The following is a 13,466-nucleotide window of genomic DNA, read 5'->3' as shown; positions in this document are numbered from 1 at the left end:
CCGCCGGCCGCCGCCTTGCCGCCGCTGCCAGCCGTGCCGGCCGGCATGACACCGGACATGCTGGCCACGCACCAGGCCTACTGGCAGGCGGTGGCCGCGCAATACGACACGACGGACGCGGTGATTCAGCTCGACAATGCTTTCTGGGGTTCGATGGCCAGACCCGTGCTGTCGCATTACGAGCAGCAGCTGAGCATGGTCAACCGCGACAATGCCTGGTATGCGCGCATGCGCTTTCCTGCGGACTTCGAGGCGGCGCGCGCGGCAGCCGCCAGGGCGCTGGGCGTGGGCATCGATGAAATCGTGCTGACGCGGGGCGCGACGGAAGCGCTGCAAGTCTTGATCGCCGGCTATAACCGCTTGCGTCCCGGCGATACCGTGCTCTACGCGGACATCGATTACGACAATATGATCACCGTCACGCGCTGGCTGCGGCAGCGGCGCGGCGCCGAGGTGGTGTCGATCGCCATCCCGGAACCATTTACGCACGATAGCGTCGTGGCCGCGTATGTTGCCGCCATGGAGCGCCATCCGAAGCTGAAACTGATGCTGCTCACGCATGTGAATCACCGCAATGGCATGGTCTTGCCCGTGGCCGAGATCAGCCGCCTGGCGCGCGAGCGGGGCATCGATGTCATCGTCGACACGGCGCACGGCTTTGGCCAGCTGGACATGACGATACCCGACCTGCAGGCGGACTTTGCCGGTATCAACCTGCACAAGTGGATCGGTGCGCCCGTGGGCGTGGGCGCCATCTACATCAAGCGGGGCAGGGTGGCCGACATTGACCCCTTTATGGGCGAAGTGCGGGACGAGACTGCGGGCGACGACATCCGCACCCGCGTGCACACGGGCACGGTGAATTTCGCCGCCTACCTGAGCCTGCCCACGGCGCTGGACTTGCATGCGCACATCGGCGTGGCCAACAAGCAGGCGCGGCTGCGGCTGCTGCGCAACCGCTGGGTGGAGGCGGCGCGCGGCATCGACGGCATCGAGGTGCTGGCGTCAGCCGATCCACGCCTGACGAGCGCTATCGCGTCGTTCCGCTTGAAACGCAAGACGAGCGTGGCCGATAATTTTGCCCTGTCGAAAAAACTGGTGCAGGAGCACGGTATCTTTGCCGTGCCGCGCGATGGCCTGGCCAACGGCGCGTGCGTGCGCGTGACGCCGGGCATCTTTACGCCGGAGTCGCATCTGGACAAGCTGGTGGCGGCACTGCGCAAGGTAGCCAAGGGCTGATGAAGAGGGAAACGCAGGGAACGCGGCCCGCCTGCGACAGGCGGGCCGCGTGATGGCGACGCTGTTAATGCATCAACGCTGCGAATACAGCGATCAAGCGCGCAGGGTCGCCAGGATCGGTTGCAGTACGGCAGCACCCAGGGCGGCGCTGCGGGCACCGCTCCAGCCCGTTTGCGGGTCGGGATCGTTGGCATTGTCCTTGAACGGCAGTTCCAGGGTCAGGGCCAGGCAGCCGAAGGCGTGCGTGATGTGGGGCGAACCCATGGTCAGCACTTCCGGCGTGAACGGGCCGTCTTCATAGCCGTACACATCCTGGAAGTCGGGGCTGGCCACCTTGAAATCGGCGATGAAGCGGTCTTGCTCGGCTTTTTGCGCCGGCGTGAAATTCTCCAGCGCATCGCTGCCGGCCACGAATACGTAAGGCAAACCTTCGTCGCCATGCACGTCGAGGAACAGGTCGCAGCCGATTTCATGCATCTTCTGCTTCACCAGGAACACTTCCGGGCTGCGCTCCATCGTCGGCGTCATCCATTCACGGTTCAGGTTGGCGCCAGCCGCGTTGGTGCGCAGGTTGCCATGCACGGAACCGTCCGGATTCATGTTCGGCACCACGTAGAAGACGGCGTCTTGCAGGCATTGGCGGGCAAACGGATTGGCCTGGTCCAGCAATGCTTCGAGCATGCCTTCGACAAACCATTCAGCCATCGTTTCACCGGGGTGCTGGCGCGCGATGACCCAGACTTTCGTCTCGGCATCGGCATCGCCCACCACCAGCAGATTCATGTCGCGGCCTTCGACAGTGCTGCCCAGGTCGATCAAGCGCACCAGCGGCGACGCTTGGGCGCTGTCGATCAGGGCCAGGTGGCGGTCCCATGGATACGGCTCGAAGTAGGCGTAGTACACGCTTTCTTCTTCCGGCGTGTGTTCGATGGTCATCACCGTGCCGTCATAGCTGGTCGGCACGCGGAACCACGTTTCGCGGTCGTAGCTGGCGACAGCCTGGTAGTCTTTCCAGCCGTCCGGGTAGGCCGACTTGCCCGCATTCATGAAGCGGATCGTGCACGCCTCGCCCTGCGCGCCTTGCAGGCGGAAGTAAAACCACTGCGTGATGTCGGCGTGGGAATCCTTGCGGATATTCAGCTCGATGGATTGGGCATCGTCGGCGCGCAGCACCTCGATCGCGCCGGCATCGAATTGCTGGCTGATTTTAATGGTCATGTGTGTTCCTGATAAAAACGTATGGGTTTTGCATCGTGTGCAATGGCGCGATGATACCCGTTTTAGCCGCGCCTTTGTGCTGGCGCAAACGGCGTAGTGCATGCTTTGCTAAGGTGATAGCTCCAACATGGGGAGAGCATCATGGACGACAACGGCAACCACATCCGCGAGCTGGAAAAGAAAGTCAGCGCCCTCAGCGACGCCCTGGCGCATCTGGGCAAGGGCACCACCTTGCAGGAATTGCTGCGCATCCTGCGTTTTCCCGGCTACACGACACCGGCCGAGTTCACCTTCAACGCGGCCATCCTCGACACCATGCTGGTGCAGGCCAATGCGCTGGAAAAGCTGGGGCAGGATTTGCTGGCAGGGGCCAAGCAAGTGGTGGTGAAGCAGTGAACGCCTGAGAAAATGTCCATGGCGGCGTTGCGTTGCCTTGGCGTACTAGTCGTACTGCCTGCGGCCACGCGCCTGGCCCTGAACATTTTTCAGACGTTCAAGTAGTCAGGCCGCCAAAACGTTCAAAAAACCACGGCTCGACGTCGGGGGCATGCTCATCCTCGCGCCGCAATGTCGCCAGGATATGTTCCTCGGCCGGCGCATATGTGATGCGGTACAGGTCGCGGGCCAGCGCGTAGGCTTGCGTGCCGGGCCACGGTTCGGGCAGCAGTTCGACGGGCAGTTGCGGGTCGTGCAATTGCACGCGGCGGTAGGCGTGCGTCAGCAGCGAGCGGATGACGAACGCCTGCTCCGCATCGAACACGGGTTCTTGCTGCAACACGGTCAGCAGCGGCTGGAAGCTGGCAATGAATTTTGCGTAGCCGGCCATCACTTCCGACAGATCCCAGCATTCACCCACCATGTCGCGTAGGGGGCGCGCGCTCACGCCCGGCAATTCCGTGGTGTGGCAGACATACAGCTTGCCTTGGACCTCGTTGCGCACAAGAATGTCTTCCAGCGCTTCCGCATTGCTGGCCGGGTGGCCAAAGATGCCGGGGGAAATCAAACCATAGCCGGCCCACAATAATTCCTTGCGCAGTGCGCCCCGTTCCGCGGCGCCGATGCTGCCGGCCGGGCCGATCACCAGAGTCCAGCTGCCATCCCAGTGCACTACCAATGGCGCATAGATGCGGCGGTAGGCGCGCTCGAAGCGGGCCAGCGCGTCCGGACGTATCGTGTAGGCGCTGCGGCGGCCATCCCTTTGCGAGCTGAGCCAGCCTTCCTGCGCCAGGCGGAACACGCTGGTGCGCAATAGCCGGTCATTCACGCCGAACGGCGCCAGCAGGTCGATCAGACTGCCCAGCCAGATGGCGCCGCCGCGCGGCACGATGGCGTCGCCAAAAATCGTCATCACCAGGGACTTCGAGCGCGGTGGGTCGCTTTCCAGGAAATCGGCTATCCATGCCGTGCAGCGGGTGTTCTTCATGTGGTTCCGGTCTGGCCGTGTTGCGGTCGATTCAATAAAAGCAGCAGTTTACTTGGCTGCGCGGGTAGCGCGTCAATAATTTGCCGGGCGCGCTGGTAGTGCTCCGGAGTGTTTTCTCATAAGCAATATCATACGCACAAAAAAGCTGCACAAGATACGATTTTTTAAAATGATTCACATCAAGTGTATGCAAATCGTTTTTTGTATCGTATTATTGCTTCATCGCGCTGCGCTGCTGCGCAACATCAAGACATGGGAGACACATCATGTACGCACAAATGGTTGAAACCGGCCTCAAAAATGTCCGCTCCATCGATGACATGGGGCAGGAAGAACGCGCTTTCCAGGCGCGCATCGACGAAGGCATCAAGATCGAAGCCAAGGACTGGATGCCGGACGCCTACCGCAAGACCTTGATTCGCCAGATTTCGCAGCACGCGCACTCGGAAATCGTCGGTCAGTTGCCTGAAGGTAACTGGGTCACGCGCGCCCCGACCCTGAAACGCAAGTCCATCCTGCTGGCAAAGATCCAGGATGAAGCGGGCCACGGCCTGTACCTGTATAGCGCTGCGGAAACCCTGGGCGTGTCGCGCGACGATCTGCTGGCCGCCTTGCACTCGGGCAAAGCCAAATATTCCAGCATCTTTAACTACCCCACCCTGTCGTGGGCCGACATGGGCGCCATCGGCTGGCTGGTCGACGGTTCCGCCATCATCAACCAGATTCCCCTGTGCCGCTGCTCGTATGGCCCGTATGCGCGCGCCATGATCCGTGTCTGCAAGGAAGAATCGTTCCATGCGCGCCAGGGCTACGACATCATGATGTCGCTGTGCAAGGGCACGCCGGCACAGAAAGCCATGGCGCAAGATGCCCTGAACCGCTGGTGGTGGCCGTCGCTGATGATGTTCGGCCCGTCCGACGCCGCTTCCGTCAACAGCGCCCAGTCGGCGCAATGGCGCATCAAGCTGTTCTCGAACGACGAATTGCGCCAGCGCATGGTCGACCAGACCGTGCCGCAAATTGAATACCTGGGCTTGACCGTGCCCGATCCCGACCTGAAATTCAATGCCGAAACGGGCCACTATGAATTCGGCGAGATCGACTGGTCCGAGTTCAACAACGTCCTGAAGGGCAACGGCCCGTGCAACCGCGAGCGCCTGCAAACGCGCGTGAAAGCGTATGAAGATGGCGCATGGTTCCGCGATGCCTTGGTCGCGTATGCAGACAAGCAAGCCGCTAGCAAAGCGGCAGCCTGAATATAAATACACAGATAGGGGATAGCAACATGAGCAAAGAATGGCCATTGTGGGAAGTTTTCATCCGCAGCCAGCACGGCCTGGCGCACAAGCATGTGGGCAGCCTGCACGCGTCCGACGCCACCATGGCGGTCAACCACGCGCGCGATGTCTACACGCGCCGCAATGAAGGCGTGAGCATCTGGGTGGTGCGCGCGGCCGATATCGTCGCCAGCAGTCCCGGCGACAAGGGTGCCCTGTTCGAACCGTCGAACAGCAAGGTGTACCGCCATCCCACCTTCTTCCCGATGCCGGAAGAAGTCAAGAACCTGTGATGGGAGCGCCTGTAATGGATGACAAGGTCAATTATCTTTTTCGCCTGGGCGACAACGCCCTGATCCTCAGCCAGCAGCTGTCGCAGCTGTGCGGCAAGGGTCCGGCGCTGGAAGAAGACATGGCGCTGACCAACGTGGCGCTGGACTTGCTGGGCCAGACGCGCTTGTGGTTCAGCTATGCGGCGGAACTGGAAAACGCGGGTCGCGACGAGGACGATATCGCCTTTTTGCGCGACGCCCATGATTTCAAGAACTGCCTGCTGGTCGAACAGCCGAACGGCAATTACGCCGACACCATGATGCGCCAGTTCTTCTTCGACAGCTGGCATTACTTCCAGCTGCTGGAGCTGCTGAAATCGACGGATGGCCGCATCGTCGAAGTGGCGCAAAAGTCGATCAAGGAAGTCACGTACCACCTGCGCCGCAGCGGCGACCTGATCGTGCGCCTGGGCGATGGCACGGCGGACAGCCACGCGAAAACGCAAGCCGCCGCCGACAAGCTGTGGATGTACACGGGCGAGATGTTCACGTACGATGCCGTCGACCAGGCCATGGTCGCTGCCGGCATCGCGCCGCCATCGGACATCCTGCGCCAGGCCTTCCTCGAACACGTGGCCGAGATCTTCGCTGAAGCCACCTTGACCATGCCGGCGCCCGACGCCTGGATGCAAAAGGGCGGCAAGCAGGGCACGCACACGGAACACCTGGGTTTTATTCTGGCGGAGATGCAGTTCCTGCAGCGCGCCTATCCCGGGGCGGAGTGGTAATGCATACGGCCGCTGGCGCCGCGACGCTGGATGCCGCCCAGGTCTGGGCCTGGCTCGGCGACGTGCCGGACCCGGAAATTCCCGTCATTTCGGTGGTGGACCTGGGCATCGTGCGCGCCGTCGACGTGGTCAGCAGCGAAGAGTGCATCGTGACGATCACGCCCACGTATTCGGGCTGCCCGGCCATGCAGGTGATCGCCGATGCCGTCACCGAGGCCTTGCGCAGCCATGGCGTGGACAAGGTGACCCTGGTGAACCAGCTGTCGCCCGCCTGGACCACGGACTGGATGAGCGAAGCGGGCAAGGCCAAGCTGAAAGGCTATGGCATCGCCCCGCCGCAGCAGCAGGTGATCGACATCAGCGGCCTGCGTAGCGGAACAGCGGGTGGCGTCAAGCGCCAGCCCATGCCGAAGCTGGACGTGATCTGCCCGAACTGCGGCTCGACGCATACGCAGCTGACCAGCCAGTTCGGCTCCACGCCGTGCAAGGCGCTGTACAAATGCATCGATTGCCGCGAACCGTTTGATTACTTCAAGTGCCACTAAAAAAACCAGGCACACGTTCCGAAGAAACTGGAGATGAAGCATGAGTAAATTTTATCCGCTGTGCGTGGCCAACGTGCGCAACGAAACGCGCGACACCATCGCCGTCACGTTCGACGTGCCGGCGGAACTGCAGCAGCAGTTCCGCTTCCAGCAGGGCCAGCACCTGACCCTGCGCGCCAATATCAACGCGGAAGACGTGCGCCGCTCGTATTCCATCTGTTCCGCGGTGCAGGACGGCAGCCTGCGCGTGGCCATCAAGCGCACGCCCGGCGGCGCCTTTTCCACCTGGGCGAATGACACCCTGAAAGCCGGCGCCACCATCGACGTGATGCCGCCCATGGGCCACTTCAACGTGCCGCTCGACTGCGTCAACCGCAAGCATTACCTGGCATTCGCGGCCGGCAGCGGCATCACGCCCATCCTTTCCATCATCAAGACCACCCTGCTGACGGAACCCCTGAGCCGCTTCACGCTGTTCTACGGTAACCGCGCCTCGTCCTCCGTCATCTTCAAGGAAGAATTGACGGACTTGAAGGACGTGTATCTGGAGCGCCTGAACCTGGTATACGTGATGAGCCGCGAGCAGCAGGATATCGAATTGTTCAACGGCCGTATCACGCAGGAAAAATGTGAACAGTTCCTGCAGCACTGGATCAAGGTCGAAGACTACGACAACGCCTTCATCTGCGGCCCGGAAGACATGATGCTGGGCGTCTCCGCCGCCCTGCAGGCGGCCGGCATGCCCAAGCAGAATATCAAGATCGAACTGTTCGCCGCCAGCATCCCGAAAAACCTTCATAAGCCGCGCGCCCAGATGGCTGCGGACGCCGTGCAGGAAACGGAAGTGACCGTCATCATGGATGGCAACCACACCACCTTCACGATGGACAAGGACAAGGAATCCCTCCTCGACGCCGGCCTGCGCGCCGGGCTGGACATGCGCTACTCATGCAAGGGCGGCGTATGCTCGACCTGCCGCTGCAAGATCCTCGACGGCAAAGTGGAAATGGACGTCAACTACGCGCTGGAAGACTACGAAGTGGCGCGCGGCTTCGTCCTCAGTTGCCAGAGTTTTCCGCTGACCGACAAGGTGGTGGTCGATTTCGACCAGGCTGAATAACATCAGACCCCAAGCGAAGACTGGGGTCGGACCTTAAGGGGGTATTCGGCCCAGTGGGCCGAATAACGATTCCGCAGGACCGACCTTTCTGATCCTTGGGTTGAAAACTAAAAACCGAGACACGCCATGACCTACCAAAATATCCTCTTCACCATCGAACAGGGCATCGCCACCCTGACCCTGAACCGCCCCGACAAACTGAATAGCTTCACCCAGGCCATGCACGAGGAAGTGCGCGATGCGATTGCCAAGGTCAACGCGGACAATTCCGTGCGCGTCTTCGTGCTGACGGGTGCGGGCCGCGGCTTTTGCGCGGGCCAGGATCTGTCCGACCGCGCCGTGGAACCGGGTTCCAAGGGCGTGGACCTGGGCGAATCGGTGGAAAAGAACTATGCGCCGCTGGTGCTGGCCCTGAAAGCCCTGCCGATGCCGGTGATCTGCGCCGTCAATGGCGTGGCGGCCGGTGCGGGCGCCAACCTGGCGCTGGCCTGCGACATCGTCATCGCCGGCAAATCGGCCAGCTTCGTCGAAGTGTTCTGCAAGCTGGGCCTCATCCCGGACACGGGCGGCACCTTTTTCCTGCCACGCCTGATCGGTTCGGCGCGCGCCATGGGCCTGGCCATACTGGGCGAAAAACTGACGGCGGAAAAAGCCGAAGACTGGGGCCTGATCTGGAAATGCGTCGACGATGCCCATCTGGCGGAAGAAACGCGCAAGCTGGCCGTGCACTTTTCCACCGCGCCGACCAAGGGCCTGGCCTACACCAAGCAGGCATTGGCCGCCAGCGGCGCCAACACCCTGCCGCAGCAGCTGGCGCTGGAAGCGCGCATGATGAGCGATCTCGGTAACAGCGACGATTACCGCGAAGGCGTCGCCGCTTTCATGGAAAAGCGCGCACCGCAATTCAAGGGACACTGATATGGCAGCTCTGGACAACAACAGCATCGTCGCCGTTATCGGCAGCGGCGCCATGGGCGCGGGCATCGCGCAGGTGGCGGCCGCCGCCGGCTACCGCGTCAAACTGTACGATACGCGGGCGGAAGCCGTCAGCAAGGCGCTGGCCGACATTGGCAAGATGTATGCGAAGCTGGCCGAAAAGGGCCGCATGACGGCCGACGAAGCCACGGCCGCCACGGCGCGCCTGCAGGCGGCCGGCAGCCTGGCCGATGTGAGCGATGCTGCCTTGGTGGTGGAAGCCATCGTGGAAAACCTCGACGTCAAGCGCGGCCTGTTCGCCGAACTGGAAGCGCTGGTCGGCGACGACTGCATCCTGGCGACAAACACGTCGTCGATTTCCGTCACGGCGATCGCCGCCAAGCTGCGCCGCCCGGAACGCCTGGTCGGCATGCACTTCTTTAATCCCGTGCCCCTGATGGCGCTGGTCGAAGTGATCAGTGGCCTGGCTACCAGCGCGCAAGTGGCCGCTACCGTGTACGACACCTCGATCGCCTGGGGCAAGAATCCCGTGCATGCGAAATCGACGCCGGGCTTCATCGTCAACCGCGTCGCCCGTCCGTTCTATGCGGAAGGCTGGCGCTTGCTGAACGAACAGGCGGGCGACGCCGCCACCATCGATGCCGTGCTGCGCGAAGCGGGCGGTTTCCGCATGGGGCCTTTCGAACTGATGGACCTGATCGGCCACGACGTGAATTTCTCCGTCACCCAATCCGTGTTTGGCGCTTATTTCAACGACCCGCGCTTCACGCCTTCCGTGCTGCAGCAGGAAATGGTCAATGCCGGTTTCCTCGGCCGCAAATCGGGCCGTGGTTTTTACCTGTACGGCGAAGGCGCGAGCGCTCCTGTGGCACAGGCGGAAAGCGCACAGGCGACCCCGGAATTTGTCGCCCTGGCGGCGGCCATCGGCGGCGATGGCCGTGGCCACAGCGGCATCATTCACAGTCTGGTGCAGCGCCTGGAGCAGGCCGGCATCACCGTCAGCCGCCGCGTCATGCAGGAAGGCCAGGCGCATGACGAGGCGCCGGCCCTGCATTGCAACGGCGCCGCGATTTACCTGAGCGATGGCCGCAGCGCCACCCAGCGCGCGCACGACAACCAGCACCCCGATACGGTGCTGTTCGACCTGGCACTCGACTATGCCGGTGCCAAACGCATCGCCGTGGCGCGCGCCGACCAGTGCAGCGATGCCGCCTACTCGGCCGTCGTCGGCCTGTTCCAGGCGGCCGGTTTCACCGTCACGCGCCTGGACGACGTGCCCGGCCTGGCCGTCATGCGCACGGTCGCCATGCTGGCCAACGAGGCAGCCGACGCCGTCAACCAGGGTGTGTGTACCGTGGCCGCCGTGGATATCGCCATGCAGAAGGGCGTCAACTATCCGCGCGGACCGCTGGCCTGGGCCGATGCCGTCGGCGTCCAGCACATCGTGACCGTATTGCAGCACCTGGCGCTGGGCTATGGCGAAGACCGCTATCGCGTCTCGCCGCTGCTGCGCCGCAAACTTGCCAATGGAGCCCGCTTTCATGCCGAATGATATGTCAGACAAGAACCACAGCCTGAGCGCGCAAGCGCTGGCCGAAGCGGCCGCCGCCTCCATGCTGTCGCGCGATAACGCCACCGCCGCCATGGGCATCGCCCTGGCCGACGTGGGCCCGGGCCATGCGCGCATGACCATGACGGTGCGCGCCGACATGCTCAATGGCCACCAGACCTGCCACGGCGGCTTCATCTTTGCCCTGGCCGACAGCGCCTTCGCGTTTGCCTGCAACAGCTACAACATGAATACCGTGGGCGCCGGCTGCACCATCGACTACCTGGCGCCGGGCCGCGAAGGCGACGTGCTGACGGCGCACGCCGTCGAACAGGCGCTGGCCGGCAAGAGCGGCGTCTATGACGTCAAGGTCAGCAACCAGGAAGGCCGCGCCATCGCGCTCTTTCGCGGCAAGTCGATCCGCGTGGCGGGTGAAGTCATCAGCAATTGAAGTGACAAGAGCAGGCTTGAACTGCCGCAACGAATTACATAGTTAAAGAACCGATTCAGGAGACAGAGATGGTCCAGAGAACCCCAGCACCGAATGACCTCGAGCCGATCGAGCGCGCCAGCAAGGATGAACTGCAGGCGCTGCAGCTCGAACGCATGAAATGGTCGCTCAAGCACGCCTATGACAACGTGCCCCATTACCGCGCCGCTTTTGACGAAGCGGGCGTGCATCCGGACGACCTCAAATCGCTGTCCGACCTGGCCAAATTTCCGTTCACCGATAAAAAAGTCTTGCGCGACAATTATCCGTTCGGCCTGTTCGCCGTGCCGCGCGAGCAAGTGGTGCGCATCCACGCGTCGAGCGGCACCACGGGCAAGGCCACGGTGGTTGGCTACACGCAGAACGATATCGATACCTGGGCCAATGTGGTGGCGCGTTCGATCCGCGCCGGCGGTGGCCGCGCGGGCGACATGGTGCACATCTCCTACGGCTACGGCCTGTTCACGGGCGGCCTGGGCGCGCATTACGGCGCCGAGCGTCTCGGTTGCACGGTCATTCCGATGTCCGGCGGCCAGACGGAAAAGCAGGTGCAATTGATCCAGGATTTCAAGCCATCGATCATCATGGTCACGCCGTCCTACATGCTCAACATCATCGAGGAATTCACGCGCCAGGGCCTGGACCCGGCGGAATCGTCGCTGAAGGTGGGCATCTTCGGCGCCGAGCCGTGGACGGACGCCATGCGCTCGGAAATCGAAGCGCGTGCCGGCATCGACGCCGTCGATATCTACGGCTTGTCGGAAGTGATGGGCCCTGGCGTGGCCTCCGAATGCATCGAGAGCAAGGACGGTCCCGTTATCTGGGAAGACCATTTTTACCCGGAGATCATCGACCCTGAAACGGGCGAAGTGCTGCCGGACGGCGAAGAGGGCGAACTGGTGTTTACCTCGCTGTCGAAAGAGGCGCTGCCCATCATTCGCTACCGCACGCGCGACCTGACCCGCTTGTTGCCGGCCACCTCGCGCTCGATGCGCCGCATCGGCAAGATCACGGGCCGTTCCGACGACATGCTGATCATCCGCGGCGTGAACGTCTTCCCCACGCAGATCGAGGAACTGATCCTCAAGATGCCGCGCCTGTCGCCGCAATACCAGCTGGTGGTCACGCGTGACGGCCATCTGGACAAGCTAGAAGTGGTGGCCGAACTGCGCATCGACCTGACCGCCACCATCTCGGCCAGCGAAACGGATGCCCTGGCGCGCGAACTGGAACACCGCATCAAGACGCACGTGGGCGTGAGCACGCGCGTGCGCCTGGTGGCCGCTTCCGGCATCGAACGCACCCTGACGGGCAAGGCCCGCCGCGTGATCGACCAGCGCCCGAAAATTTTCTCCTGATAGCTCGAACAAGGAAGCAGACATGAACGAAGCCTTTATTTGTGACGCCGTACGCACACCGTTTGGCCGCTATGGCGGCGCGCTGTCCAGCGTGCGCGCCGATGACCTGGGCGCGCTGCCGATCGCCGCGCTGATCGCCCGCAACCCGTCCGTCGACTGGTCCGCCATTGATGACGTGTTTTATGGTTGCGCCAACCAGGCGGGCGAGGACAACCGCAACGTGGGCCGCATGGCCGCGCTGCTGGCCGGCTTGCCGGCGGCCGTGCCGGGCAACACCATCAACCGCCTGTGCGGCTCCAGCCTGGACGCCGTCGGCATGGCGGCCCGCTCCATCAAGGCAGGCGAAGCGGAACTGATCATCGCCGGCGGCGTGGAAAGCATGACGCGCGCGCCGTTCGTCATGGGCAAGGCCGACAGCGCATTTTCGCGCGCGGCGAAAATCGAAGACACGACCCTGGGCTGGCGCTTCGTCAATGGCAAGATGAAAACGCAGTACGGCATCGACACCATGCCGGAAACGGCGGAAAACGTGGCCGTGGAATTTGGCATCAGCCGCGCCGATCAGGATGCGCTGGCCTTGCGCAGCCAGCAGCGCTGGGCCGCCGCCCACGCCGCTGGCGTGTTCGAGCGCGAGATCGTGCCCGTCGCCGTGCCGCAAAAAAAGGGTGATCCGAAAATGGTCATCAGCGACGAACATCCGCGCCCGGACACCTCGATCGAGATGCTGGCGAAACTCAAGGGTGTGGTGAAAGCGGATGGCACCGTCACGGCCGGCAATGCTTCGGGCTTGAACGATGGTGCCTGCGCCATCCTGCTGGCGTCCGCCGCCGCCGTCGACAAATACAAGCTGACGCCGCGCGCAAAAGTGCTGGGCATGGCCACGGCTGGCCTGGCGCCGCGCATCATGGGTTTTGGACCGTCGCCAGCGTCGCGCAAGGTGCTGGCGCAGACGGGACTCACCATCGCGCAGATGGATGTCATCGAACTCAATGAGGCGTTTGCGGCGCAGGCCCTTGCCGTCACGCGCGACCTGGGTCTGGCTGACGATGCGGCCCACGTGAATCCGAATGGCGGCGCGATCGCCATCGGCCACCCGCTGGGCGCATCGGGCGCGCGCCTGGTGATGGCCGCGTTGAACCAGCTGGAACGGACTGGCGGGCGCTATGCGCTGTGCACCATGTGCATCGGCGTGGGGCAGGGTATTGCTGTAGTAATTGAACGCGTATAAAAATGAAAAAAAGGCGCAGGCTT

At 62.8% G+C, this 13,466-nt stretch carries 14 protein-coding genes; 12 read left to right on the top strand and 2 right to left on the bottom strand.

The features are described 5' to 3' along the window. A partial coding sequence (locus JaAD80_RS13450; RefSeq protein ID WP_219726822.1) for an aminotransferase class V-fold PLP-dependent enzyme occupies positions 1-1,239 on the top strand: 1,239 nt, incomplete at its 5' end. A 93-nt stretch (positions 1,240-1,332) separates the two neighbouring features. On the opposite strand, the gene JaAD80_RS13445 is transcribed toward JaAD80_RS13450, so the two are convergent. Beyond that, positions 1,333-2,457 carry a M14-type cytosolic carboxypeptidase gene (locus JaAD80_RS13445; protein ID WP_102294686.1) on the bottom strand — a complete coding sequence of 375 codons (1,125 nt, stop codon included), beginning with the start codon at positions 2,455-2,457 and terminating at the stop codon, positions 1,333-1,335. Between the two features lie 141 nt (positions 2,458-2,598). On the opposite strand from JaAD80_RS13445, the gene JaAD80_RS13440 reads away from it, so the two are divergent. Next, positions 2,599-2,853, top strand: a complete 255-nt coding sequence (locus tag JaAD80_RS13440; RefSeq protein WP_102294684.1) for a hypothetical protein — start codon at positions 2,599-2,601, stop codon at positions 2,851-2,853. A gap of 97 nt (positions 2,854-2,950) precedes the next feature. Here the strand turns inward: JaAD80_RS13440 and paaX are convergent, their stop codons facing one another. Further along, a complete protein-coding gene (gene paaX / locus JaAD80_RS13435) occupies positions 2,951-3,880 on the bottom strand; it encodes a phenylacetic acid degradation operon negative regulatory protein PaaX (RefSeq protein WP_102294683.1) in 930 nt (309 codons plus the stop codon). Positions 3,881-4,146: 266 nt separating this feature from the next. Between paaX and paaA the strand changes: the two genes are divergently transcribed. From paaA to pcaF, 10 genes are all read left to right on the top strand, one after another. After that, entirely contained in the window at positions 4,147-5,136 is a 990-nt protein-coding gene (gene paaA / locus JaAD80_RS13430) for a 1,2-phenylacetyl-CoA epoxidase subunit PaaA (protein ID WP_102294681.1), read from the top strand. Between the two features lie 29 nt (positions 5,137-5,165). Continuing rightward, entirely contained in the window at positions 5,166-5,450 is a 285-nt protein-coding gene (paaB, locus tag JaAD80_RS13425) for a 1,2-phenylacetyl-CoA epoxidase subunit PaaB (protein WP_034746356.1), read from the top strand. Between the two features lie 14 nt (positions 5,451-5,464). Further along, positions 5,465-6,217 (top strand): 1,2-phenylacetyl-CoA epoxidase subunit PaaC, encoded by a 753-nt coding sequence (gene paaC / locus JaAD80_RS13420; RefSeq protein ID WP_102294679.1) that lies wholly within the window; start codon positions 5,465-5,467, stop codon positions 6,215-6,217. Then, a complete protein-coding gene (paaD, locus tag JaAD80_RS13415) occupies positions 6,217-6,762 on the top strand; it encodes a 1,2-phenylacetyl-CoA epoxidase subunit PaaD (RefSeq protein WP_102294677.1) in 546 nt (181 codons plus the stop codon). Before paaC ends, paaD begins: the two co-directional genes overlap by 1 nt. 40 nt (positions 6,763-6,802) lie before the next feature. Further along, a complete protein-coding gene (paaE, locus tag JaAD80_RS13410; protein ID WP_102294676.1) occupies positions 6,803-7,882 on the top strand; it encodes a 1,2-phenylacetyl-CoA epoxidase subunit PaaE in 1,080 nt (359 codons plus the stop codon). A gap of 126 nt (positions 7,883-8,008) precedes the next feature. Beyond that, positions 8,009-8,800, top strand: coding sequence for a 2-(1,2-epoxy-1,2-dihydrophenyl)acetyl-CoA isomerase PaaG (gene paaG, locus JaAD80_RS13405; RefSeq protein WP_102294674.1), 792 nt, complete (start codon positions 8,009-8,011; stop codon positions 8,798-8,800). Between the two features lies 1 nt (position 8,801). Further along, positions 8,802-10,370: a 3-hydroxyacyl-CoA dehydrogenase PaaH gene (paaH, locus tag JaAD80_RS13400; RefSeq protein ID WP_102294673.1), complete on the top strand. Its 1,569-nt coding sequence runs from the start codon at positions 8,802-8,804 to the stop codon at positions 10,368-10,370. A gap of 1 nt (position 10,371) precedes the next feature. After that, positions 10,372-10,818 (top strand): hydroxyphenylacetyl-CoA thioesterase PaaI, encoded by a 447-nt coding sequence (gene paaI / locus JaAD80_RS13395; protein ID WP_258002977.1) that lies wholly within the window; start codon positions 10,372-10,374, stop codon positions 10,816-10,818. A 68-nt stretch (positions 10,819-10,886) separates the two neighbouring features. Beyond that, positions 10,887-12,215 (top strand): phenylacetate--CoA ligase PaaK, encoded by a 1,329-nt coding sequence (gene paaK / locus JaAD80_RS13390; RefSeq protein ID WP_102294669.1) that lies wholly within the window; start codon positions 10,887-10,889, stop codon positions 12,213-12,215. Positions 12,216-12,237: 22 nt separating this feature from the next. Beyond that, positions 12,238-13,443: a 3-oxoadipyl-CoA thiolase gene (pcaF, locus tag JaAD80_RS13385; protein WP_102294667.1), complete on the top strand. Its 1,206-nt coding sequence runs from the start codon at positions 12,238-12,240 to the stop codon at positions 13,441-13,443. Positions 13,444-13,466 lie beyond the last annotated feature (23 nt).

The sequence above is a fragment of the Janthinobacterium sp. AD80 genome (assembly GCF_002878455.1).
GTDB lineage: Bacteria > Pseudomonadota > Gammaproteobacteria > Burkholderiales > Burkholderiaceae_D > Janthinobacterium.
Note: the sequence above shows the minus strand (reverse complement) of the source record. Positions and strands in the feature narration are given on the sequence as shown.

Bases quoted from the DNA above. Each gene is read 5' to 3' on its own strand.
- paaB (WP_034746356.1), top strand. From the start codon at position 5,166: ATGAGCAAAGAATGGCCATTGTGGGAAGTTTTCATCCGCAGCCAGCAC.
- paaD (WP_102294677.1), top strand. From the start codon at position 6,217: ATGCATACGGCCGCTGGCGCCGCGACGCTGGATGCCGCCCAGGTCTGG.
- paaI (WP_258002977.1), top strand. From the start codon at position 10,372: ATGTCAGACAAGAACCACAGCCTGAGCGCGCAAGCGCTGGCCGAAGCG.
- pcaF (WP_102294667.1), top strand. From the start codon at position 12,238: ATGAACGAAGCCTTTATTTGTGACGCCGTACGCACACCGTTTGGCCGC.
- paaA (WP_102294681.1), top strand. From the start codon at position 4,147: ATGTACGCACAAATGGTTGAAACCGGCCTCAAAAATGTCCGCTCCATC.
- paaC (WP_102294679.1), top strand. From the start codon at position 5,465: ATGGATGACAAGGTCAATTATCTTTTTCGCCTGGGCGACAACGCCCTG.
- paaH (WP_102294673.1), top strand. From the start codon at position 8,802: ATGGCAGCTCTGGACAACAACAGCATCGTCGCCGTTATCGGCAGCGGC.
- paaE (WP_102294676.1), top strand. From the start codon at position 6,803: ATGAGTAAATTTTATCCGCTGTGCGTGGCCAACGTGCGCAACGAAACG.
- paaX (WP_102294683.1), bottom strand. From the start codon at position 3,880: ATGAAGAACACCCGCTGCACGGCATGGATAGCCGATTTCCTGGAAAGC.
- JaAD80_RS13445 (WP_102294686.1), bottom strand. From the start codon at position 2,457: ATGACCATTAAAATCAGCCAGCAATTCGATGCCGGCGCGATCGAGGTG.
- JaAD80_RS13440 (WP_102294684.1), top strand. From the start codon at position 2,599: ATGGACGACAACGGCAACCACATCCGCGAGCTGGAAAAGAAAGTCAGC.
- paaG (WP_102294674.1), top strand. From the start codon at position 8,009: ATGACCTACCAAAATATCCTCTTCACCATCGAACAGGGCATCGCCACC.
- paaK (WP_102294669.1), top strand. From the start codon at position 10,887: ATGGTCCAGAGAACCCCAGCACCGAATGACCTCGAGCCGATCGAGCGC.